Genomic DNA, 21,727 nt, shown 5'->3' on the forward strand with positions numbered 1-21,727 from the left:
TTTAATCCAATAAACCTGAGCGGTTCAGAGATTCTCTTAGTGATTCGGCACGTTTTCGGTTGACACCAAAATCTGAATAACCAACCCGAGACTCAGAACGAACCAGCAATTGATTGCCATCGATTTTTAACTCTAAGTCATCGACGAACTTCATGATTTTACTGGTGCACTCTACACGTAAATAATTTGATTGCTTATCTGCGGTTTTCGCGCCAGGTAATTGCAGCGCGATTTGTTCGATTTGCTCAATCGTGACACCAGCTTTGAGTGTAAAAGGCGCGATTTGATGTTTCTCTCTGGTGTCTAATGTAGACACGCAGTTTGGTTTATCGCCGCAAAGTTGATCGATTTTGCTCGCCATGTTTTGTTCTCCTTGGCTACATCCCGCAAGTACAAGTAGCGAAGTTAGGGGGATCAGATATGAACGCATTGTATTTTCCCTGAATTATCAAGCCTTTTCAGTGTAGCAAAATACGTAACGGGTGAAAGCTGCGATCAGGCAATCGAAAGAATTAGTGAGATAAGTTAGAGATAAAAAAGACCAGCGCAAGGCTGGTCAAACTATAGACGGAAGGAAAGAGTGGCGGGAATATCGTATTCCCGCCAATAGAGATTATGCTGAAAGCATGAGTGAGTTTGCTTTTGCTTCTAGGTTGGTGCCACCCATTAGGTAGTCATCAATTGCGCGAGCACATTCACGGCCTTCATTGATACAACGAACAACCAGAGACTGACCTGTTCGCATATCACCTGCGGCAAATACACCTTGCTGGTTCGTTGCAAAGCCATCAGTCGCCACATTACCGCGATCATCAAGTGCAATGTCTAGCTGAGCAAGGACACCAGTTGGTTCTGGATGTAAGAAGCCCATTGCTAAGAAAGCCATATCACAAGGGATAACGCGTTCACTGCCTTCCACTTCGTTGAAGCTAGGACGCTCGCCTTCTTTTGCATCTTGCCAAACGATATCTGCAATACGAAGACCGGTGACTTCACCTTTATCGTTGCCAATGAACTCTTTGGTTAAGATGTTCCAGTGACGATCAACCCCTTCTTCATGAGATGTCGAAGTACGCATGATCATCGGATATTGAGGCCAAGGCATGTTTGCTGGGCGCTTCTCTGGTGGAATCGGCATGATTTCAACCTGAGTAATACTCTTCGCACCGTGACGGTTAGAAGTACCCACACAGTCAGAACCGGTATCACCACCACCGATAACCACAACGTGTTTATCTTTCGCGTGGATCTCTTCGGTTTTTAAGTCCATGTCATTGGCACGACGGTTGTTTTGCGCAAGGAACTGCATCGCAAAGTAAACGCCATTTAGCTCACGACCAGGAACTGGCAGATCGCGTGGTACAGTAGAACCACCCGTCAGTAGCACGACATCGTACTCTTGACGTAGTTGCTGAGCGTTAACATCTACACCCACATGTTGGTTCACTTTAAACTCAACACCCGCTTCAGCCATTAGGTTAACTTTACGGTCAATCACATCCATGCCGAGTTTGAAGTCAGGGATACCAAAGCGAAGTAGACCACCCACTTTTTCATCACGTTCAAACACAGTCACAGTGTGACCTGCGCTATTAAGCTGTTCTGCTGCGGCAAGACCTGCAGGGCCACTACCAATAATCGCAACGGTTTTACCTGTGCGCGAACGTGGCGTTTTTGGTTTTGCGTAACCTTCACGATAGGCCGTTTCTACGATGGTTTTCTCGATGTTACAGATGGTGATTGGGTCTTGGTTAATCCCCAATACACAAGCACTTTCACACGGAGCTGGACATACGCGACCAGTGAATTCTGGGAAGTTGTTGGTAGAGCTTAGAATGTTCCAAGCTTCTTCCCAGCTGTCACGGTAAACCGCATCATTGAACTCAGGGATGATGTTGCCGATAGGGCAGCCGTTATGACAAAACGGCACACCACAGTCCATACAGCGAGAAGCTTGCGTACCAATCTTCTCACCAAACTCTTCGTTGAGTACGAACTCTTTGTTGTTTTGAATACGTACCGCTGGGTCGAGCTTCTTTGGAAGCTCGCGACCATGCTCTAAAAATCCAGTAGGCTTACCCATTACACTGCCTCCGCTTCTTTTTGTTGTGCCTCTGCCTTACGCTTTTGAAGTACTGCTTTGTAATCGCGTGGCATTACTTTCACCATGCTTTGCAGGCTTGCTTCAAAGTTGTCTAGGAAAGACTGAGCCACTTCACTTCCTGTGAATTGAACATGTTTCGTTAACATGTCGAGTAGTAGGTCTTTGTCTTCTTGCTCAATTGGGTCTAGGTCGACAAGTTCTGGGTTTAGCTTCGATTCAAAGTCACCTGACTTATCCCACACGTAAGCTACGCCACCACTCATACCTGCCGCGAAGTTACGACCTGTAGAGCCAAGGATGATAGCTGCGCCGCCAGTCATGTATTCACAACCGTGGTCACCCACACCTTCAACCACTACTTTCGCACCTGAGTTACGAACACAGAAACGTTCGCCGGCTAGGCCTCGAATAAATGATTCACCAGAGGTTGCACCGTAGAAACATACGTTACCCACGACAATGTTGTCTTCCGGTACGATGCTTGACTTAGCATCTGGGTAGAGCACTAGCGTGCCGCCTGATAGGCCTTTACCCCAGTAGTCGTTTGCGTCACCTTCAACCTCAAACTTCACGCCTTTGGCAAGGAATGCACCGAAAGATTGGCCTGCAGAACCTGTGAACTTCACGTTCATCGGTTGAGGTAGACCTTGGTCTTTGTACACCTTCGAGATTTCGTTCGACAACATCGTACCCGCAGAGCGGTCGGTGTTGATGATAGGGAACTCAGCCTCGACAGCTTCACCTTTTTCAAGTGCTGGGATTGCCGCTTGAATCAGTTTACGGTCTAACACTTCTTCTAGATTGTGGTTTTGCTCTGTCTGGTTGTAGATGCCGTCCGCTTCACGAGCTTGCTCTACGTGCAGTACAGGCGATAGATCTAGGTTAGTGTATTTCCAGTGGCTAATGTCTTGGCGAAGTTTCATCTTCTGACCTTGACCAACCATCTCATCGATAGTGCGGAAGCCAAGCTCAGCCATGATTTCACGTAGGCCTTCAGCCATGTATTGGAAGAAGGTTACAACGTCTTCTACGCGGCCATCAAAGCGCTCACGTAGCGTTTTGTTTTGTGTTGCGATACCAACCGGACAAGTGTTCTTATGACATTTACGCATCATGATACAACCTTCAACCACAAGCGCTGCGGTTGCTACACCCCATTCTTCCGCACCAAGTAGCGTTGCTACTGCGAGGTCGCGAGGAGTCTTCATTTGGCCATCCGCTTGAACGACGATACGGTTACGTAGGCCGTTTTTCAGTAGCGTCTGATGCGTTTCTGCTAGACCAAGTTCCCAAGGTAGACCAGTGTGACGAATTGACGACATCGGAGATGCACCTGTACCGCCATCGAAGCCGGCAATCAGCACCACATCAGCTTTCGCTTTCGCAACACCAGATGCGATCGTACCTACGCCTGCTTCCGATACCAGTTTCACGTTAACACGGCCTGCGCGGTTAGCGTTTTTCAAATCGTAGATGAGCTGAGCCAAATCTTCGATTGAGTAGATATCGTGGTGTGGTGGTGGCGAAATTAGGCCTACTCCTGGAGTAGAGTGACGCGTAGCACCGATCCAGTCATCCACTTTATCACCCGGTAGCTGACCACCTTCACCTGGTTTCGCACCTTGCGCCATCTTAATCTGAATTTCATCAGAGTTAGTTAGGTAATAAGACGTTACACCGAAGCGGCCTGATGCCACCTGTTTGATCGCTGAACGTTCCCAATCGCCATTTTCTTTGCGCTCAAAGCGAGTTGGGTCTTCACCACCTTCACCTGAGTTAGATTTCGCGCCGAGACGGTTCATCGCGACTGCTAGCGTTGAGTGCGCTTCGTAAGAGATAGAGCCGAATGACATTGCACCGGTCGCAAAGCGTTTCACAATGCTTTCGATTGGTTCTACTTCTTCTAGCGGGATTGAACCTGCTGGGTTTTTAATGAATTCAAGCTGGCTACGTAGCGTAACGGCATTGTCACCTTGCTTATCTACTGCTTCTGCGTACTTCTTGAACTGTGAGTAGTTCTTGTTGCGCGTAGACTCTTGCAGTAGTGAAATTGTTTCTGGGTTGAATAGGTGTTTTTCACCACGTTGTTTCCACTGGTAAACACCACCCACATCCAGCATTTGAATCGGGATTTCACGAGTTGGGTAACCCACACGGTGACGAATCAATACTTCTTTTGCAATGTCGTCTAGGGTTAGACCTTGGATACGTGAAACTGTACCAGTGAAGTATTTATCAACCACTGACTTGTGAATACCCAGCGCTTCAAAGATCTGTGCACCTTGGTAAGACTGCAATGTTGAGATACCCATTTTAGAGAAGATCTTCAATAGGCCGCCATTAATCGCGTTGCGGTAGTTATTGAATAGAGCTTCCAGTGACGCTTCAGGATCAAGCTTCTTACGACGTTGAAGATCAACCAGAGTTTCAGTCACTAGGTATGGGTTAACTGCGTTCGCGCCGTAACCAACCAGCGTGGCGAAATGATGCGTTTCGCGCGCGTCACCTGTTTCAACCACAATGCCACATTTTGCACGTAAGCCTTTGCGGATTAGGTGGTGGTGAACCGCACCAACGGCCAGCATGGCTGGAATGGCTGCGTGGTTAGAGTTAACCGCTCGGTCAGTCAGAAGGATGATAGAGTAACCATCAATCACCGCATCTTCTGCGTATTGGCAAATACGTTTTAGTGCGCGTTCAAGCTTGCCTTGGTCTTCGTTCGCTTGGAAAACGATATCAAGGGTTTTCGCTTGTAAGTGCTCGTTATCAATCGCACGCAGCTTTTCTAGCTCAGCGTTTGAGATAACTGGTGACTCTAGCTCTACTTTACGACAGTGAACAGGTGACTCTGCTAGTAAGTTCTGATCTTTACCAATGTAAGTGTTCAGAGACATAACCATACGCTCACGAATCGGGTCGATAGGTGGGTTGGTTACCTGAGCAAACAACTGTTTGAAGTAGTTTGATAGATGCTGAGATTGGTGCGATAACACAGCCAAAGGCCAGTCAGCACCCATTGCAGAAAGTGGCTCTTTACCATCGTTCGCCATTGGAACAATGACTTCGTTCACTTCTTCCGAGCTGATGCCAAACGCTTGTTGACGATGCAGCAGACGCTCTGGAGTCGGTTGGCTGTGAACGTTATCCGCTTCTGGTAGCTTGTTAAGGCTAAGCAGGTTCTCTTCTACCCATTTCTCATACGGTTGAGCGGTGGCGATGCCATCTTTCACTTCTTCATCAGAAATGATGCGGCCTTGCTCTAGGTCAGCAACGAAGATACGTCCTGGCTGCAGACGACCACGGAACTCAACGTTCTCAGGCTCAATTTCAACGACGCCTGATTCAGACGCCATTACTAGGAAGTCATCTTTAGTTACCGTATAGCGAGAAGGGCGAAGACCATTACGGTCAAGGGTTGCACCTACTTGAACGCCATCAGTAAAACAAACTGATGCAGGGCCATCCCATGGTTCCATGATGTTGGCGTGATATTGGTAGAACGCACGACGAGTTGGATCCATGTTCTTATTTTCTTGCCATGCTTCAGGAATCATCATCATTAAGGCATGTGGCAGGCTACGACCAGAAAGAACTAGGAGCTCTAGCGCCATGTCAAAGTTAGATGAGTCTGAGCTACCTTCCTGACAGATAGGCAGTAGCATGTCGATTTCAGCTTGAGTGAACAAGTCTGATTCAATGATCGCTTCGCGAGCCTTCATCCAGTTCAAGTTACCGCGAACGGTGTTGATCTCACCATTATGAGCAATGTAACGGAAAGGCTGTGCTAAGCGCCATTTAGGGAATGTGTTGGTAGAGAAGCGCGAGTGAACGAGTGCTAGCGCAGTTACCATGGTTGGGTTTTGTAGATCTAGGAAGTACTGCGGTACTTGCTCAGTAGTTAACTGACCTTTGTAAACCAGTGTCTTATAAGACATTGAGTTGATATAGAAATCATCACCAATGTTCGACACGCTTTCTAGACATACGCGTACTGTGTAGTTACGCAGAACGTAAAGCTTACGCTCTAGTTCTTCAGGAGTTGTGTTTGGACCACCAGTTACGAATACATGTTCGAACTGCGGTTCAGTGCTAAGAGGGTCTGCACCGATCATTGAGTTGTCGGTTGGCAGTACGCGGTAGCCAATCACCTCTAAATCAAGGCGTTTAGCATTACGCTCTAAAATGTCACGACATTGCGCTCGTTTGTTCTCATCTTTAGGGAATAGAACGACACCGACACCGTATTTTTCAAAAGAAGGTAGCTTAATCCCAAGCTTTACCGCTTCTTCTAAAAGAAATTCATGGGGCTTCTGCAACAAGATACCTGCGCCATCACCACTACAAGGGTCACAACCTTGACCACCACGGTGTTCCATACGGGCAAGCATATCGAGTGCTTGAGTTACTACTTCATGAGATTTACGGTTTTTTAGGTGAGCAACAAAACCGATACCACAGGCATCATGCTCCAATTCTGGAGTATAAAGACCCTGTGCACTATGCTCTCTATCTACCATAGATACATCCTTCCAATCTAATCTGGACGCAGCACTATTAAGCGAACTTAATCACGCGTCTCTTCCTTTTATAGTTTTGATTCGCACCTGAACGAGGTTGCTCAGGTTTGATTCCTTTCTGCTTCTCACAGGAAAAATGTTGCGAGAAAAACAATCCATGGTGTTATCCATCTTACAGCATCACTTTTGTAGTGATTTATATAGGTGGGATATGAACAACACCGATTTTCTTACAGTTTATTTTGTAATTTAACCGAAGTTCTGTAAGTAAAACCTGTAAGTATCCTACAATTTACTCGGTACGAAATGCAATCAAAAGTCGGCTTTGTTGCGCAGTTTTTTCGTCGCATAAATAGGTTTTATGTTTGTTATTTGCCTAATCCGTAGTTTGAAGCACGTATTTTTGCATGTTTATTGATTTGTGATAGGGATCAAATCGATAAATCTGGTTAGATCGAAAGCGCTAAAAAAGATTTCAATGTTGTAATTTAATTACAGAAATCTTAATGATTGTTATTCTCATTCTCAAGTAAGTACTCATGCAATTACACGAACTGGTCAACACCATAGGACAAGATCTTCAGCGCCGTTACGGAGAAAAGGTGCATAAACTAACGCTGCATGGCGGTTTTAGTTGCCCGAACCGAGATGGCACGATTGGCCGAGGTGGCTGTACTTTTTGCAATGTGGCCTCTTTTGCAGATGAGCAAGCGCAAATCAAAAGCATTCACGAGCAGTTGCAAGAAAGAGCTGGTGAGATAGCCCGCGCGAAAAAGTACCTTGCCTATTTCCAAGCCTACACCAGTACTTATGCTGAAGTTCAAGTGCTTAAGAACATGTATGAGGAAGCATTAAAAGCGGCGGATATTGTTGGCTTATGTGTGGGTACTCGTCCTGATTGTGTGCCCGATGCGGTACTTGATTTACTATCAGAGTATGTGAATAAAGGTTATGAAATCTGGCTAGAGCTAGGGCTACAGACGGCGAATAACGACACGTTAAAGCGCATTAATCGTGGCCATGATTTTGAATGTTACGCTGAGATCACTCAGCGCGCACGTGCACTTGGTATTAAAGTATGTACCCACCTAATTGTCGGTTTGCCAAAAGAGACGCGCGAGGACAATGTTGAGACCATGCGTAAGGTACTTGAGGTCGGTACTGATGGCATCAAACTGCATGGCCTTCATATTGTAGAAGGCAGTACTATGGCTAAAGCTTGGAAGGCTGGTCGCCTACAAGCACCGGAATTAGAAGAGTATGTGTCCATTGCCAGTGAGCTGATTCGCATGACGCCCGCGGATGTGGTGTACCATCGCGTTTCTTCAGCGGCAAGAAGACCAACGTTATTGGCGCCTTTATGGTGTGAAAACCGCTGGTTAGCCATGACGGAAATCGGTCGTTCTTTGAATAAAGAAGGTGCGCAAGGCAGTTTGACCGAAGATACATTTGAATATGTTAAGCCTGAATTGCAATAACCGAGACTAACCCTACAGAAACTGGTATCTTCTTCTGTTAACCAAAGTTAATTTTAGATGACGCAATGATAGAGCTATTAGGGACGTGGATATATGAATCTGTGCATGTGCATGGATTTGAGTTAATTCTTATATTCGCGGTCATCGTTGTTGTTGCGCATTTATACGTTAATTTCAATCGCCAGATTGAAATCATGTTTCAAGATACGCCTTGTTCATTGCTCTTAGTGGACGCAAAAACAGGGCAACTTATCTTATCCAATAATATTGCTGCGCAGCTATTGGGCGTGCGATTTGTTGGTAAATCCTATCTACTACCGGACTCCTTACATCAGTCATTTGTCAGCGAAGTGACCGCCAAGTTCTCTGGTGATGGCTTTACTGGCTACCAAGTGGAATGGCCGGTCTCTGCTACGAAAACAATTCAAGTCGAAGTGACTGGGCGTAAAACGCACTATAAAGGTCGCTCAGTTTGGTTGATGTACGTAACGCCTTATCGACCTAGTGACGATGAAATTCAAACAGAGATTAAGTCCTTATCAGTGATTAAAAGCGCTTTTGATAATTTATCTGAGCTTATCTTTGTAAAAAGCAGTAATGGCGAAAACATGGTGACCAACCGTGCTTTTGACCGTTTTTGGACTGATCGCGTCGAGGAAGGCAGTGCTGAAATCAAAGGCATAATGAAAGGCCGTGCCAGTAACCGTCGTTGGACCATAGATTCTGATGGTCGCAGTTGTTTGCTTGAAACGCATCAAAGCGTTTTGATGTCTGCTGAAGGTGAGTCGCTCGGGATGCTTGGCATCAGTCATGATGTGACCGATTGGCACAACATGCAGCAGAGCCTACGTGATGAGATGGATAAACGTAAAGATACCGAAGTTGCGTTGGCTCAGCGCGATACCATTTTGCAAAATATCCTCGAATCTAGCCCGGATTCCATCGGCATCTTCAATGAAAACTTGGTCTATCAAGCGTGTAATGAGCCATTTATTAAAGCCATGGGCATTTCAGATATTGATGAGTTGATTGGTAAACGACTGCAAGATGTTATCTCGAAAGAGGCCTACGAGCGTTGGTCTGAGAGTGATAACGTGGTGCTTAATGAAGGTAAGTCGCTGCGTTACATTGACCAGCTGATCCACAGTAACGGCGAAATCACCTGGTATGATGTGGTGAAGTCGCCATTCAGAGACCCAGCTTCTGGTACTAATGGCGTATTGGTTATGGCTCGAGATGTGTCTGAGCGTTATCTTGCTGAGCAGAAACTTGAAGAAGCCAACCAAGAGCTAGAGCGTTTAAGCTTTGTGGATGGCTTAACGCAAATCTCTAACCGCCGTCGTTTTGATGAGCAACTGGAAACCTTGTGGCATTTGCATGTGCGTGAGAAGCAGCCTCTTACGGTCATGTTGTGTGATATTGATGATTTTAAAGGCTTTAACGACCTATATGGTCACCAAAAAGGTGATGAAGCCTTGATCGCGGTAGCGAAAGTATTCCGCCAAGTGGTTTCTCGATCCAGTGATTGCGTTGCCCGTTATGGTGGTGAAGAGTTCAGTTTTATCTTGCCAAACACTACCGCCGATGGGGCGAAGTTGGTTGCTCAGCGTATTCATGACGAAGTGCGTAAGTTAGAAATCCCTCATGCGAGCTCGGCAGTTAATGAACTGTTGACCGTCAGTCTTGGTATCGTATCAGTTCTCCCTCATCCTGATGACAGCTGTGAGTCTATTGTTGCCTTGGCCGATAGCGCCTTGTATCAGGCGAAAGCAGATGGTCGAAACCAAACTTGTGTGCATCACACATCAGAAAATTAAGCCTTGTTAGTTAAGGGAATCCTTAGCCGAAGATGGTGAAAAAGGTTAAGATTTAATTAATCTTTTCGCTCGGAGCGCTTAATGAAAACCATCAAAAACCTCGCTCAGTATTATGTTGATTTGCTCGTCAAGTTGGGCATCTTACGTTTTTCTATTCTTCTTGCTCTTGCGCTGGTGGCTTTAGCGGTTGTCGTTCAAGTTGGGATCACCTTGGTTCTCAGTGGCAAGGTCGACAATATCGATATTGTTCGTTCCGTTTTCTTTGGTTTGATTATCACCCCTTGGGCGGTTTACTTCTTATCGGTGGTGGTTGATCAACTGGAAGAGTCTCGTCAGCGTCTTTCTAAGCTGGTTTCTAAACTCAAAGACATGCGTTCTCGTGACCAAGAGCTCAACAACCAACTGCAACAAAATATCACCAAATTAAATCAAGAAATTGAAGAGCGTATTAAAGCGGAAGAAGCGCGTGAAGAAGCGATGAAAGATCTCGAAAATGAGGTTTATCAGCGCGAACGCACACAAATGGAATTAGCTGAGCGAACGGCGTTACTGCGTTCATTTATTGATGCCTCTCCAGATTTGATTTACTACCGCAATGCAGAAGGGGTGTTTTCGGGTTGTAACCGAGCGATGGAAGAGCTAACAGGACGCAAAGAAGCGCAATTAGTCGGCTTAACTCCATGGGAAGTTTACAGTAAAGAAGTCGCTCAACAGATTGTGGAAACCGATGATGCAGTGTTCTCAGACAATCAAGCGCTAACCTACGAGCAATGGCTAGAATATCCTGATGGCCGTAAGAGTTACTTCGAGCTGCGCAAAGTGCCATTTTACAGCAAAGATGGACGCCATCTAGGTTTGGTTGGTTTCGGTCGTGATATTACTGAGCGTAAGCGTCATGAAGAGTCATTAGAAAAAGCCAGCCGGGATAAAACCACCTTCATCTCAACCATTAGCCATGAATTAAGAACACCGCTTAACGGTATTGTTGGTTTGAGTCGCATGCTGCTAGATACCCACATGACTGATGAACAGCGTAAACACATGCAAACGATTAATGTCAGTGCGGTGACATTAGGCAATATTTTCAACGATATCATTGATATGGATAAGTTCGATCGTCGTAAGTTAGAGCTTTATCCTGCGCCATTAAACTTTGATGAGTTTGTGGTTGAGATTGAAAGTCTGTCTGCCTTGATGGCGGAGCAGAAAGGGCTGCGTTTTGATTTAGAACGTTTGACCGATTTCCCGCATGCCATTGAAGTGGATGCCACTCGACTGCGCCAAGTACTGTGGAATTTGATCAGTAATGCAATGAAGTTCACCAAAGAAGGTGGGGTGGTGTTATCAGTCAGTGCTGAGGTTGAAGATGACTATGCTCATATCACCATGGAAGTTGAGGATACCGGTGTCGGTATTCCTGAGTCCGAGCTCGATAAGATCTTTGCCATGTATTACCAAGTCAAATCCGGCAAGGATAACTTACATGCCGTTGGTACTGGGATTGGCTTAGCGGTATCGAAGCAGCTTATTAATATGATGGATGGGGATATCCATGTAAGCAGTGAAGAAGGCTTTGGTAGTACCTTTACGGTGACCATTCGAGTGCCAGTTGGTGAAATTGAGCAGCCTAAAGTGGTTGAAGCCAATATGAACTTATCATTGCGCATCTTTATGGTCGAAGATATCGAACTTAATGTGACGGTTGCTCGTTCACTGTTAGAAAGCCTCGGCCATCAAGTGACTGTAGCGATGACGGGGCAAGAGGCGATTGATCTGTTTGACCCTCAACAATTTGATTTGGCTTTCTTAGACATTCAATTGCCGGATATGACAGGCTTCGATGTGGCTGCTTACTTCCGTGAACATTATTCAGAGTTACCACCTTTGGTTGCCCTTACCGCAAATGTACTTAAGAACAAGCAAGAGTATTACGAAAAAGGGATGGATGAAGCGATCAGTAAGCCTCTTTCTCTTGCTGCCGTGCAGGAAGTGTTGAGCTTGGTCTCTGACGGCGAAGCAGAAGCGCAACCGGAGGTAGCATCCAAAACAGGGGAGAGTGATAATAGGGAAGTATTCCAACGTTTATTGGATCTAGAGATGCTTGAGTCTTATGTGGGTATCGTCGGGACTCAACCCGTTTATGACAGTGTTGAGATGTTTGAGGACATGATGCCTGATTACATTGAGTTACTCGATTCCAACATGACCGCGAAAGATCAAGAAGGCATAGTCTCCGAAGCGCATAAAATTAAAGGCGCAGCGGGTTCAATTGGTTTAAAACACATTCAAAGCGTAGCTCAGAAGGCTCAGTCGCCAAATCTACCGGCATGGTGGGAGAACATCGATGACTGGGTTGAAGAAATTAAGAATGAGTATCTACATGACATTGAGATACTCAAAGATTGGTTAGAAACCGTTAAATCATCCTAATATTACCGATATAACAATCAAGCATTACGAAGGTGACGTCATGAAAAAATTTGCAGCAATCTCACTCGGTATAGCCTTGTTAGCTGGTTGCTCTTCGCCACAAGTGGGCTGGGAGCAAGATAATCAAATCATGGTTGCGCAAAACAGCGTTGAGCTAAAGAGCAACTTGTGGCTAAACAAAATGCCCACCATAGGTGAAGTGCAAGATCAGACCTTACACGGCGCTTTGTATCTTGAGTCCAATGCCGCGCTACCGGCGGAGCTGATGGTACAAAGTATTGCGATTCGTCAGGGAGGCGAAGAGTGGTTGATTGATGGCGATCTGCTTGAGTTAAGAACACACAGTGAAAACCAATGGGAGATCGCATTTGTTTGGCAGTTCTCAGTTGACCCAGAGCAACCAGTTGATGTCGCAGTGATGCTGAATAATGGCGAGCTCGAAGAGTGGTTAGTAGAAAAAAGTGTTGTGATTGACCAAGTATATTAATCAACAAAAAACTTAATTAGTTGAATTTAAAGCCAGTTAGTTATAGCTGGCTTTTTTATTGCCCAAATAAATGCTTGGAAACATGCTTATTTCCAAGAGGAATATTTTATAAATAGCGGTTATGGTTAGTTACTTTTAGGTTAAAAAAATGTTTTTAGCTTTTGCGTGAATAAGTGGTTGAATATTATTCGCCGTTGCATAAAATTTAACCATGAGCTCAGGCTCATAACCCACCAAATTTTATTGGATTTTTAGATTGCTAGGAGGCGCACAATGAAACAGTTCATCGTTATCAAACACGTTAGTGCGTCTGTCGATCCTATGGCCCTACTAGGTGCTGCTTTGTGCAGCCCCGCTGTAAAAGCCGATAGTAAAGATACCCAAGCAACCTACTGATCCGTTATCCAATTTTAATTGGCTGCGGAGAAAGGCAGCCGATTGAGTCCGAAATTTTATCTTCGACTGTCTTTTTCCCAGTAAATCGTACTAACTGGAGAAAAACCATGAGTCACTCAATTTATCTAAAACTAGCTACAGTCCTTGTTAAAGCAGATATCCGCCGTGAAGAGAAAGCATGGCAACGTAAAGTTCGCCGCAGTTCTTTTGATATTCCATGGGGTAACGAGCACTTGCTGCGCGATATTGGTCTCGATAACGAAGGTCGTCCTTTGAATAAGACCATTACCCCAGAAGTAAAAGTTGAACGTCGTTTACGTCATCTTCGTCGTGTTTTAACTTTGCGAATACCAACGTAGCTAATAGGGGGAGCATTGCCTGCTCCCCCCAACTTATTAAGGGCAAGGATTGGAGTAAGTGGTCCCAATTGCTTGCATCTCAGATAACAAATCATCACTTAAATTTACTGAAATACTGTCGATATTGGCTTTAAGCTGTTCCATGGTTGTCGCGCCAATGATGTTGGAAGCAACAAATGGGCGTTGATTAACAAAGGCTAAAGCCATCTGTGCTGGGTCTAATCCATGCTGATGGGCCAAGTTGACATAGGCTTCTGTCGCTGCGACACCTTGTGGAGTGAAGTAGCGAACGAAGCGTTCAAATAAGGTACAGCGAGCGCCTTTTGGTCGCTGACCATTGAGGTACTTGCCAGATAAGCAGCCAAAGGCAAGTGGCGAATAAGCCAGTAATTCAACACCTTCGTAGCGGCTAATTTCAGATAGCCCGACTTCAAAACTTCGGTTGAGCAAGTTGTAAGGGTTTTGAATAGAAACGATACGTGGCAGCTCATGTTTTTCCGCTAGCTTAAGGAGCGACATTACTCCCCAAGGCGTTTCGTTGGACACCCCAATGTAGCGAATCTTTCCTGCTTTTATCAGTTCAGCTAACGCTTCAAGCGTTTCAATCAGCGTTACTTCATGTTGTTCGTCATTGTAGGGGTAGTTCAATTGGCCAAAGGTGTTGGTTTGACGTTGCGGCCAGTGAATTTGGTAAAGGTCGATATAGTCAGTTTTGAGGCGTTGCAAACTATCGTCTATCGCAAGATGAACATTGCGGCGGTCTAAGCTCATGTTTTCACGAATATAAGGTACGTTACGAGGGCCAGCAACTTTCGTCGCGAGAATGATCTTCTCACGTTTACCTGATTTTTCTAGCCAGTTACCGATGATGGATTAAGTAGAACCTTGTGTTTCTGGTTTCGGAGGTACAGGGTACATCTCCGCAGTATCGATGAAATTCACTCCCTGCTCGAAGGCAAAATCGAGCTGGCTAAACGCTTCGGCTTGAGTGTTTTGTTCACCAAATGTCATTGTTCCTAAACATATTTTGCTCACTTCTAAGTTTGAGTGAGGCAACTTGTGATAAAGCATAACCCTTCCTTGTTATTGAGCTAATTATTTCAATATACGGGATCATTTAGGATCAAGGGAAGAGGTTGCGGGCAAAGATCTTTAAGCACGGTCTATAATTAATCTCTACAGCAAAGAAAATGCTGGGGGAAGCAATGAAAATAAAGCAGTTAGATATGTGGATTCATGGTCACCATAAGCAGAGTTATCAACCGCCAAAAGTATTTGTGATTAGTTGTTCTGACCTTTCTCGCTACTTACTTGCGGTGGAATTTAAGCACAAGCTTGAGCCGATAGTGTTAGATGATGATCCCATTTATTTTGAGTCTTTAGATAAAGTAAAAGATGAACTCTTAAAACTTGGCGTCGAGCGCGCTTATCTACGTTTGCACAATGCTTATGATGAATGCGGATCAGGTGATGGACCGTTGTATCATGATATTGAAATGTCTCTGACGACGCATTAAACGAAGTTTTGCTCTAGGATAGTGGCGGTAAACTGAGTGCGCAGATAAAAGCCTCGTGGAAGGGTTTTGATCATTTTACCACTTGCCCCGTAGGCATCGGTCAAAACTCGGCTGTTGGCCGCTTTTGGGCGTAGTTGCAGCACTTCACCATGACGAGCTGTGATTTGCTCAACTTGGCCGAGTACGATCAGTTCCATGAGCTCTTCCCAGTCGGTTTGCAATTGCTTTTCCTGTTCTTCAGTTGGTGACCAAATGAGAGGAGAGCCAACGCGCCTTTCGGCTAATGGAATTTCTCTTTCTCCTTCCACGGGTACCCACAAAACTCTCGATAGCTTATTGCGAACATGGCTAGTTTGCCAAGTTAAACCATGCACTCCGGTCAGCGGCGCAACACAGACAAAAGTTGTCTCTAACGGCTTTCCCGTATAGCTAATGGGGATGGTCTTTAGCTCTATGCCAAGTTGCTCGAAATCTTGTTGTGGTTTACTGCCCGCGGTCGCCCCTAAATGCCATTCCAATAGTTGCCCAACCCAGCCTTTATCGCGGCGAAGATCCGGTGGTGTTTCCATTCCTGCTTCGTCAGCGAGTTCTTTGAAAGTAATCCCTGCGATTTCTCTGGCACGATCGAGTAGTTCTTGTTCTGACTGAGGTTCGGGTTTCATTGCAAACAATAGAGTTGGTTGAGATGGCTTTATTGTAATGAATTACTGGAAAATATCGACTCGCGGATCTTTTAAGCGATATGCCTAAAAGATCATCATTCAACGGTTATCCACAGGTGATTTGTCTAAATCCACGAAATTTGTGACTAATGTATGTATTTACAGGGGTTTTGGAGGTGTGTTCAGTCTTAATTTGGCCATCTGTATAAAAAATATCACTTGTTAGTGTGGATAAATACAACTTGGTGGATCTTTGACCGATCTGTATTTTCGTCTGCTTGCCGATATATTAGAAAAGAGTGTTTTCGTGTTTTATTGATTTAAGTTTATGTATTTTATGGTTTTAATTGTATTTATTTAGATGTTGGTTTTACTCTATTAGGGCGGTTGTGCGATTAATGATCGCTTGCGGGATGCTTTTTCACATAGTTATACACAGAAAAGGTGAATAAATGTGGCTGATGTCTCATTCTATTGTGAATAAACTGCTTTGTGGTTAATAGTTATCCAAATGAGTAATATTCGGTGATAATTTCTGCGTTAGTCACATTAGTAAGTTTGCTCCGGTTGGGGATATGTGGAAAAATTACCGCAATTAAGAATTTATTAGAGGTTGGCCAGTGATAGATGGCGATGGTTACCGCTTAAATGTGGGAATTGTAATCTGTAACAACCATGGTCAGGTCTTCTGGGCAAAAAGATACGGACAACACTCTTGGCAGTTTCCGCAAGGCGGAATCGATGAAGGCGAAACGCCAGAAGAAGCCATGTATCGAGAATTATACGAAGAGGTTGGTCTTACTAAAAAAGACGTAAAAGTTGTCGCGACGAGTCGCCATTGGCTGAGATACAAATTGCCAAAGCGTTTAGTGCGCTGGGATTCAAAACCAGTTTGTATCGGCCAAAAACAGAAATGGTTTCTACTGCGATTAGATTGTGATGAATCTAAAATCAATATGCAGCGTGGTAGTTCCCCTGAATTTGATGGTTGGCGTTGGGTCAGTTATTGGTATCCAGTGCGTCAAGTAGTCTCTTTTAAGCGTGATGTATACCGCCGCGCGATGAAAGAATTTGCCTCAATGGCAATGCCATTTAAAGAACGTCGAGCGAAAGGCAAGCGTAAGCCACGAAGAGGTTAGAGATGCTTTCTCAACTAAGGGAAATAGTTGAACAGGTTTCCAAAGTCGATGATGTCCACCAGGCATTAGACATTTTGGTTAAACAGACGTGTCTCGCCATGAACACAGAGTGTTGCACCGTTTATCTTGCAAACGAAGAAATGCAGCGCCTTGAGTTAATGGCCACTCAGGGTTTACGTTTTAAAGGCAAAAAAATCCACATTAACTTCAGCCAAGGCTTGGTCGGTTTGGTTAAACGTACCGCTGAGCCTTTGAATTTAGCTGAAGCCTCCAAACACCCTAATTTTAAGTATTTCTCCCAGCTCGGAGAGGAAGTGTATCAAAGCTTTCTCGGTACTCCGATCATTCACCGTAAGCAAGTACTTGGCGTACTCGTCGTCCAACAAAAAGATCCTCGTCTTTTTGATGAGATGGAAGAGTCTTTTTTGGTCACGCTTGCTGCTCAGATTGCGGTGATCATTGCCCATGCTCAAACTCAAGGGCAGTGGCGATTAGAGAAAAAACAACAGGCTATTAAAGGGATTCCAGCGTCATCGGGTGTCGCTATTGGTCAATTTTGGTGGGATGATACTCAACCAGAGCTGACCGACATCTACCCTGCGTCCACCCTGAATGTGGAGCAAGAGCAAGAATGGTTGCTATTGGCCATTGAAGCGGCATTAGCAGATTTTCGCCGGATGCGTAAAAAGCTTGATAGCGAAATCAATAAAGATGCGCTCGCAATCTTCGACTTGTTTACTCACCTACTCAACGATCCTATGTTGCGTAAAGATCTTAAGGCGCAAATTCAGAAAGGGGATCGTGCTGACTGGGCTATCAGACAGGTTGTTGAAACCTACTCAAACCGTTTTGCTCGAATGTCAGATGTGTATTTGCGCGAACGTGCACAAGACATTCGTGAGTTAGGTCAGCGGCTGCTTTATTTTTTGCATAATACTGAAAACGAGCAACCTAAATTCGACAAGCCAGTGATCTTAGTGGTTCGAGAACTCACCGCAACCTTGCTAGCATCGATTCCCAAAGATCAATTGTTGGCGGTAATCTCTTTAGAAGGGGCGGCTAACTCTCATGCGGCTATTTTGTCGCGCGCATTAGGCATTCCTGCGGTGATGGGTGTAACGCTTAATCTGTCGAATATCAATGGTAAGCGCGGCGTCGTTGATGGGTACAGCGGGAAGATTTTGGTTTCGCCAAATCGTCAATTGCTCAAAGAGTATCGTGCTTTAGCAGACGAAGAGCGTGAGCTGGCGACCATGGTCAATCAGCGCATTGAAGAGCCTGCTTTTACCGCCGATAATCAGCGTATTGAAGTGTTACTGAATGCGGGTTTAAGTGCCGATGCCAATATCGCTGTTAACCAAGGGGTTGACGGGGTAGGCCTTTATCGCACCGAAATTAGCTTTTTGCTGCAGCACCGTTTCCCATCAGAAGATGAGCAAACTCAGCAGTATCAATCGGTACTCAATACTTACCCAGATAAAAGAGTGGTGATGCGTACCCTCGATATCGGTGGTGATAAGGCGTTACCTTATTTGCCTATCGAAGAGGACAACCCATTTCTTGGTTGGCGTGGTATCCGTTTTACGTTAGATCACCCGGATATCTTTTTGATGCAGATCCGCGCGATGCTCAAAGCCAGCTCGCAAACCCAGAACTTAAGCATATTGCTGCCAATGGTGTCTGGTGCTCAAGAGTTGGATGATGCCATTGCATTGATTGATCAGGCTTATCTGGAAGTCTCACAAGTTGATGAACGAATTGTTCGCCCTCAAGTCGGGGTGATGATTGAAGTGCCTTCGATGCTTTATTTGCTGCCGCTCATTGCCAGTAAAGTCGATTTTGTTTCTGTGGGAACTAACGACTTAACTCAATACCTATTAGCGGTTGACCGTAACAATGCTCGAGTTTCGGATGTTTATGAATCGATGCATCCGGCAGTGATCATGGCGTTGAATCATATTCATCAATCTTGCCAGCAGCTGAATATCCCAGTTTGTATATGTGGTGAGCTAGCCGGTGATCCGATTGGTGCTTTGCTTGTGGTTGGGCTAGGTTATCGCAGCCTGAGTATGAATACCTCAAACGTGGCGAAAGTAAAATACTTGCTACGCCATACAAGCAGTGAAGAATTAAAGCAGCTTGCTGACAATGCTCTGATGCAACCTTATGGCAAAGATATTTATACTATGATGCAAGACTTCTTCGAACAAAAAGGCCTTGCAGGCTTTATTCGAGCAGGTAACAAGTAGCCTACCTAAGGTTAGATAAGGAAAAAGAGTGACGATTGAACTGTTAATGCTGCTGCTAATGCTTGGTGCATTTGTTGGCATTATGGCGGGCCTATTAGGCATTGGCGGTGGACTGATTGTTGTTCCTGCTTTGGTATTTCTTCTACCGAAAGCGAACATTGACGCTTCAATTACCATGCAGATCGCTTTAGCGACCTCGTTAGCCAGTATTATTATTACCTCAGGATCTTCCGCATTAAATCATCTTAAGCTAGGTAATGTTGATATGTTTGTCATCAAGTGGTTGATGCCGGGCGTATTGGTTGGCGGCTTCTTAGGGGCAAATGTTGCCGAGTGGATTCCAAGCCATTATTTACCGCGCGTGTTTGGTGTGATTGTATTGCTGCTGGCATTGCAGATGCTGCTTAGTATCAACAGCACCAGAGTGAGAACCATGCCAAGCAGCGGAATGACTGTCGTCTGTGGCGCTTTCATCGGTATGGTTTCAAGCCTAGCGGGTATCGGCGGGGGCTCGCTTTCGGTACCATTTTTAAATCGTCATGGCGTCGAAATGCGCCGAGCAGTAGGCTCTTCTTCTGTGTGTGGTTGTGTTATTGCAATATCAGGCATGGTAGGCTTTATCCTACAAGGATACCGCGTCGAAAATTTACCAGAATACAGCGTGGGTTATGTGTATTTGCCTGTGTTGGCAGCGGTGGCTTCAACCTCTATGTTAACCACTCGTATTGGCGCTAAGCTTGCCTCTACGATGCCCACCGTTGCATTGAAGAAGGTATTCGCGCTGTTTTTAATTTGTGTTGCGGGAACTATGTTGCTGTAACACACTCTCAAAAAGAACTTAATAATCTAAGAGTAATCCGTTTATGTCTCAGGGATATCTAGACTTTCCTAATATTGATCCTGTTCTCTTCTCGATTGGGCCTCTGTCTGTGCGATGGTATGGCCTAATGTACCTAATTGGTTTTATGTTTGCTTTGTGGCTAGCAAATCGCCGAGCAGATAAGCCTGATAGTGGTTGGACGCGCGATCAAGTTTCTGATCTATTATTTGCGGGTTTCTTAGGTGTGGTCATTGGTGGCCGTGTTGGCTACGTGCTGTTCTATAACTTTGATCTGTTCCTACAAGACCCATTGTATCTATTTAAGGTTTGGACTGGTGGTATGTCGTTCCACGGTGGTCTGTTGGGTGTGATTACCGCGATGTTCTGGTATGCGCGTAAGCATGGCCGAACCTTTTTTGGAGTCGCAGATTTTATCGCACCGCTTGTGCCTTTTGGTTTAGGTATGGGGCGCTTGGGTAACTTCATGAACAGCGAACTTTGGGGACGAGTGACGGATGTACCTTGGGCATTTGTCTTCCCTAATGGTGGGCCTTTACCGCGTCACCCTTCTCAGCTTTATGAAATGGCGTTAGAAGGTGTGGTGTTGTTCCTAATTTTGAACTGGTTTATCAAAAAGCCACGTCCTCTTGGCTCTGTGTCAGGGCTATTTTTAGCTGGTTATGGTACATTCCGCTTCATTGTGGAGTACTTCCGTGAGCCAGATGCCCACTTAGGTTTATTTGGTGGTTTTATCTCGATGGGACAAATTCTATCGACCCCAATGATCATTGCGGGTGCTCTCATGGTGGTATGGGCCTACAAACGTGGCCATTACAAAGATGAATTACCAAAAGCGAAGTAAGGGATTGGTGTGAAACAGTATTTAGAACTCTGTCAGCGAATTGTTGACCACGGTGAGTGGGTTGAAAACGAACGTACCGGTAAGCGTTGCCTTACCGTCATTAATGCTGACTTGACGTATGATGTGGCGAACAACCAATTCCCATTAGTGACGACGCGTAAAAGTTTCTGGAAAGCGGCGGTCGCTGAACTTCTTGGCTACATTCGTGGTTACGACAACGCAGAAGATTTTCGTAAGCTGGGCACTAAAACTTGGGATGCCAACGCGAACTTAAACGACGCTTGGCTAAACAATCCTTACCGTAAGGGTGAAGATGACATGGGTCGCGTCTACGGTGTGCAAGGTCGCGCATGGGCAAAGCCAGATGGCGGTCATATTGATCAGCTGCGTAAGATTGTGGATGACTTAACTCGTGGTGTCGATGACCGCGGTGAGATTCTGAACTTCTACAACCCTGGCGAATTCCATATGGGCTGCTTACGTCCATGTATGTATAGCCATCACTTCTCGCTATTGGGTGATACTTTGTATCTCAACAGCACTCAGCGCTCTTGTGATGTGCCGCTTGGCTTGAACTTCAATATGGTTCAAGTCTATGTCTTCCTAGCAATCATGGCTCAGATCACCGGAAAGAAAGCGGGCGTTGCGTACCATAAGATTGTCAATGCGCACATCTATGAAGATCAACTTGAACTGATGCGTGATGTTCAGCTAAAGCGTGAACCTCTTGCGCCTGCGACATTCCATATCAACCCAGAAATTAAATCTCTAGAAGATTTAGAAACATGGGTAACATTGGATGATTTCTGGGTCGAAGGTTATGAGTGTCACGAACCGATCAGATACCCGTTCTCAGTGTAACGCGCTTAATTGATTGATGAAGCCGCCTC

At 45.3% G+C, this 21,727-nt stretch carries 16 protein-coding genes and 1 pseudogene; 12 read left to right on the forward strand and 5 right to left on the reverse strand.

Features of this window, described 5'->3' with window-relative positions; genetic code table 11:
• Position 1: 1 nt before the first annotated feature.
• From OH461_RS15135 to gltB, 3 genes are all read right to left on the reverse strand, one after another.
• Positions 2-430, reverse strand: coding sequence for a DUF1499 domain-containing protein (locus OH461_RS15135; RefSeq protein WP_270021406.1), 429 nt, complete (start codon positions 428-430; stop codon positions 2-4).
• A gap of 183 nt (positions 431-613) precedes the next feature.
• On the reverse strand, positions 614-2,083 hold the full coding sequence (locus tag OH461_RS15140; protein WP_270021407.1) for a glutamate synthase subunit beta: 1,470 nt from the start codon (positions 2,081-2,083) through the stop codon (positions 614-616).
• On the reverse strand, positions 2,083-6,621 hold the full coding sequence (gltB, locus tag OH461_RS15145) for a glutamate synthase large subunit (protein ID WP_270021408.1): 4,539 nt from the start codon (positions 6,619-6,621) through the stop codon (positions 2,083-2,085). Before gltB ends, OH461_RS15140 begins: the two co-directional genes overlap by 1 nt.
• Positions 6,622-7,160: 539 nt before the next feature.
• Here gltB and OH461_RS15150 point away from each other — a divergent pair.
• The 6 genes from OH461_RS15150 to OH461_RS15175 all read left to right on the forward strand — a co-directional run bounded on the left by OH461_RS15150 (position 7,161) and on the right by OH461_RS15175 (position 13,588).
• Positions 7,161-8,099, forward strand: a complete 939-nt coding sequence (locus tag OH461_RS15150; RefSeq protein WP_270021409.1) for a TIGR01212 family radical SAM protein — start codon at positions 7,161-7,163, stop codon at positions 8,097-8,099.
• Between the two features lie 65 nt (positions 8,100-8,164).
• Entirely contained in the window at positions 8,165-9,916 is a 1,752-nt protein-coding gene (locus OH461_RS15155) for a GGDEF domain-containing protein (RefSeq protein ID WP_270021410.1), read from the forward strand.
• A gap of 81 nt (positions 9,917-9,997) precedes the next feature.
• A complete protein-coding gene (arcB, locus tag OH461_RS15160; protein ID WP_270021411.1) occupies positions 9,998-12,346 on the forward strand; it encodes an aerobic respiration two-component sensor histidine kinase ArcB in 2,349 nt (782 codons plus the stop codon).
• Positions 12,347-12,386: 40 nt separating this feature from the next.
• A complete protein-coding gene (locus OH461_RS15165) occupies positions 12,387-12,833 on the forward strand; it encodes a hypothetical protein (protein WP_270021412.1) in 447 nt (148 codons plus the stop codon).
• 273 nt (positions 12,834-13,106) lie between these two features.
• The gene (locus OH461_RS15170) at positions 13,107-13,229 is read left to right on the forward strand and encodes a hypothetical protein (RefSeq protein ID WP_270021413.1); all 123 of its coding nucleotides are present in this window, start codon (positions 13,107-13,109) and stop codon (positions 13,227-13,229) included.
• A gap of 107 nt (positions 13,230-13,336) precedes the next feature.
• Positions 13,337-13,588 (forward strand): DUF1127 domain-containing protein, encoded by a 252-nt coding sequence (locus OH461_RS15175; protein ID WP_270021414.1) that lies wholly within the window; start codon positions 13,337-13,339, stop codon positions 13,586-13,588.
• A gap of 36 nt (positions 13,589-13,624) precedes the next feature.
• Here the strand turns inward: OH461_RS15175 and OH461_RS15180 are convergent.
• A pseudogene (locus OH461_RS15180) lies at positions 13,625-14,659 on the reverse strand (NADP(H)-dependent aldo-keto reductase).
• A gap of 134 nt (positions 14,660-14,793) precedes the next feature.
• Between OH461_RS15180 and OH461_RS15185 the strand changes: the two are divergent.
• Entirely contained in the window at positions 14,794-15,105 is a 312-nt protein-coding gene (locus tag OH461_RS15185) for a DUF6482 family protein (RefSeq protein ID WP_270021415.1), read from the forward strand.
• Here the strand turns inward: OH461_RS15185 and mutH are convergent.
• Positions 15,102-15,767 carry a DNA mismatch repair endonuclease MutH gene (mutH, locus tag OH461_RS15190; RefSeq protein WP_270021416.1) on the reverse strand — a complete coding sequence of 222 codons (666 nt, stop codon included), beginning with the start codon at positions 15,765-15,767 and terminating at the stop codon, positions 15,102-15,104. The genes OH461_RS15185 and mutH overlap by 4 nt on opposite strands.
• A gap of 620 nt (positions 15,768-16,387) precedes the next feature.
• On the opposite strand from mutH, the gene rppH reads away from it, so the two are divergent.
• The 5 genes from rppH to OH461_RS15215 are packed head-to-tail and all read left to right on the forward strand — an operon-like array spanning position 16,388 to position 21,698.
• Entirely contained in the window at positions 16,388-16,906 is a 519-nt protein-coding gene (gene rppH / locus OH461_RS15195) for an RNA pyrophosphohydrolase (RefSeq protein ID WP_270021417.1), read from the forward strand.
• Positions 16,907-16,908: 2 nt separating this feature from the next.
• A complete protein-coding gene (gene ptsP, locus OH461_RS15200) occupies positions 16,909-19,155 on the forward strand; it encodes a phosphoenolpyruvate--protein phosphotransferase (protein ID WP_270021418.1) in 2,247 nt (748 codons plus the stop codon).
• Positions 19,156-19,183: 28 nt separating this feature from the next.
• On the forward strand, positions 19,184-19,975 hold the full coding sequence (locus OH461_RS15205) for a sulfite exporter TauE/SafE family protein (RefSeq protein WP_270021419.1): 792 nt from the start codon (positions 19,184-19,186) through the stop codon (positions 19,973-19,975).
• 43 nt (positions 19,976-20,018) lie between these two features.
• Positions 20,019-20,837 carry a prolipoprotein diacylglyceryl transferase gene (gene lgt, locus OH461_RS15210; RefSeq protein ID WP_270021420.1) on the forward strand — a complete coding sequence of 273 codons (819 nt, stop codon included), beginning with the start codon at positions 20,019-20,021 and terminating at the stop codon, positions 20,835-20,837.
• 9 nt (positions 20,838-20,846) lie between these two features.
• Positions 20,847-21,698, forward strand: a complete 852-nt coding sequence (locus tag OH461_RS15215; protein ID WP_270021421.1) for a thymidylate synthase — start codon at positions 20,847-20,849, stop codon at positions 21,696-21,698.
• Positions 21,699-21,727: the final 29 nt, after the last annotated feature.

Origin of the sequence: Vibrio sp. LaRot3, from assembly GCF_027587025.1 — a bacterium.
Classification (GTDB): domain Bacteria; phylum Pseudomonadota; class Gammaproteobacteria; order Enterobacterales; family Vibrionaceae; genus Vibrio.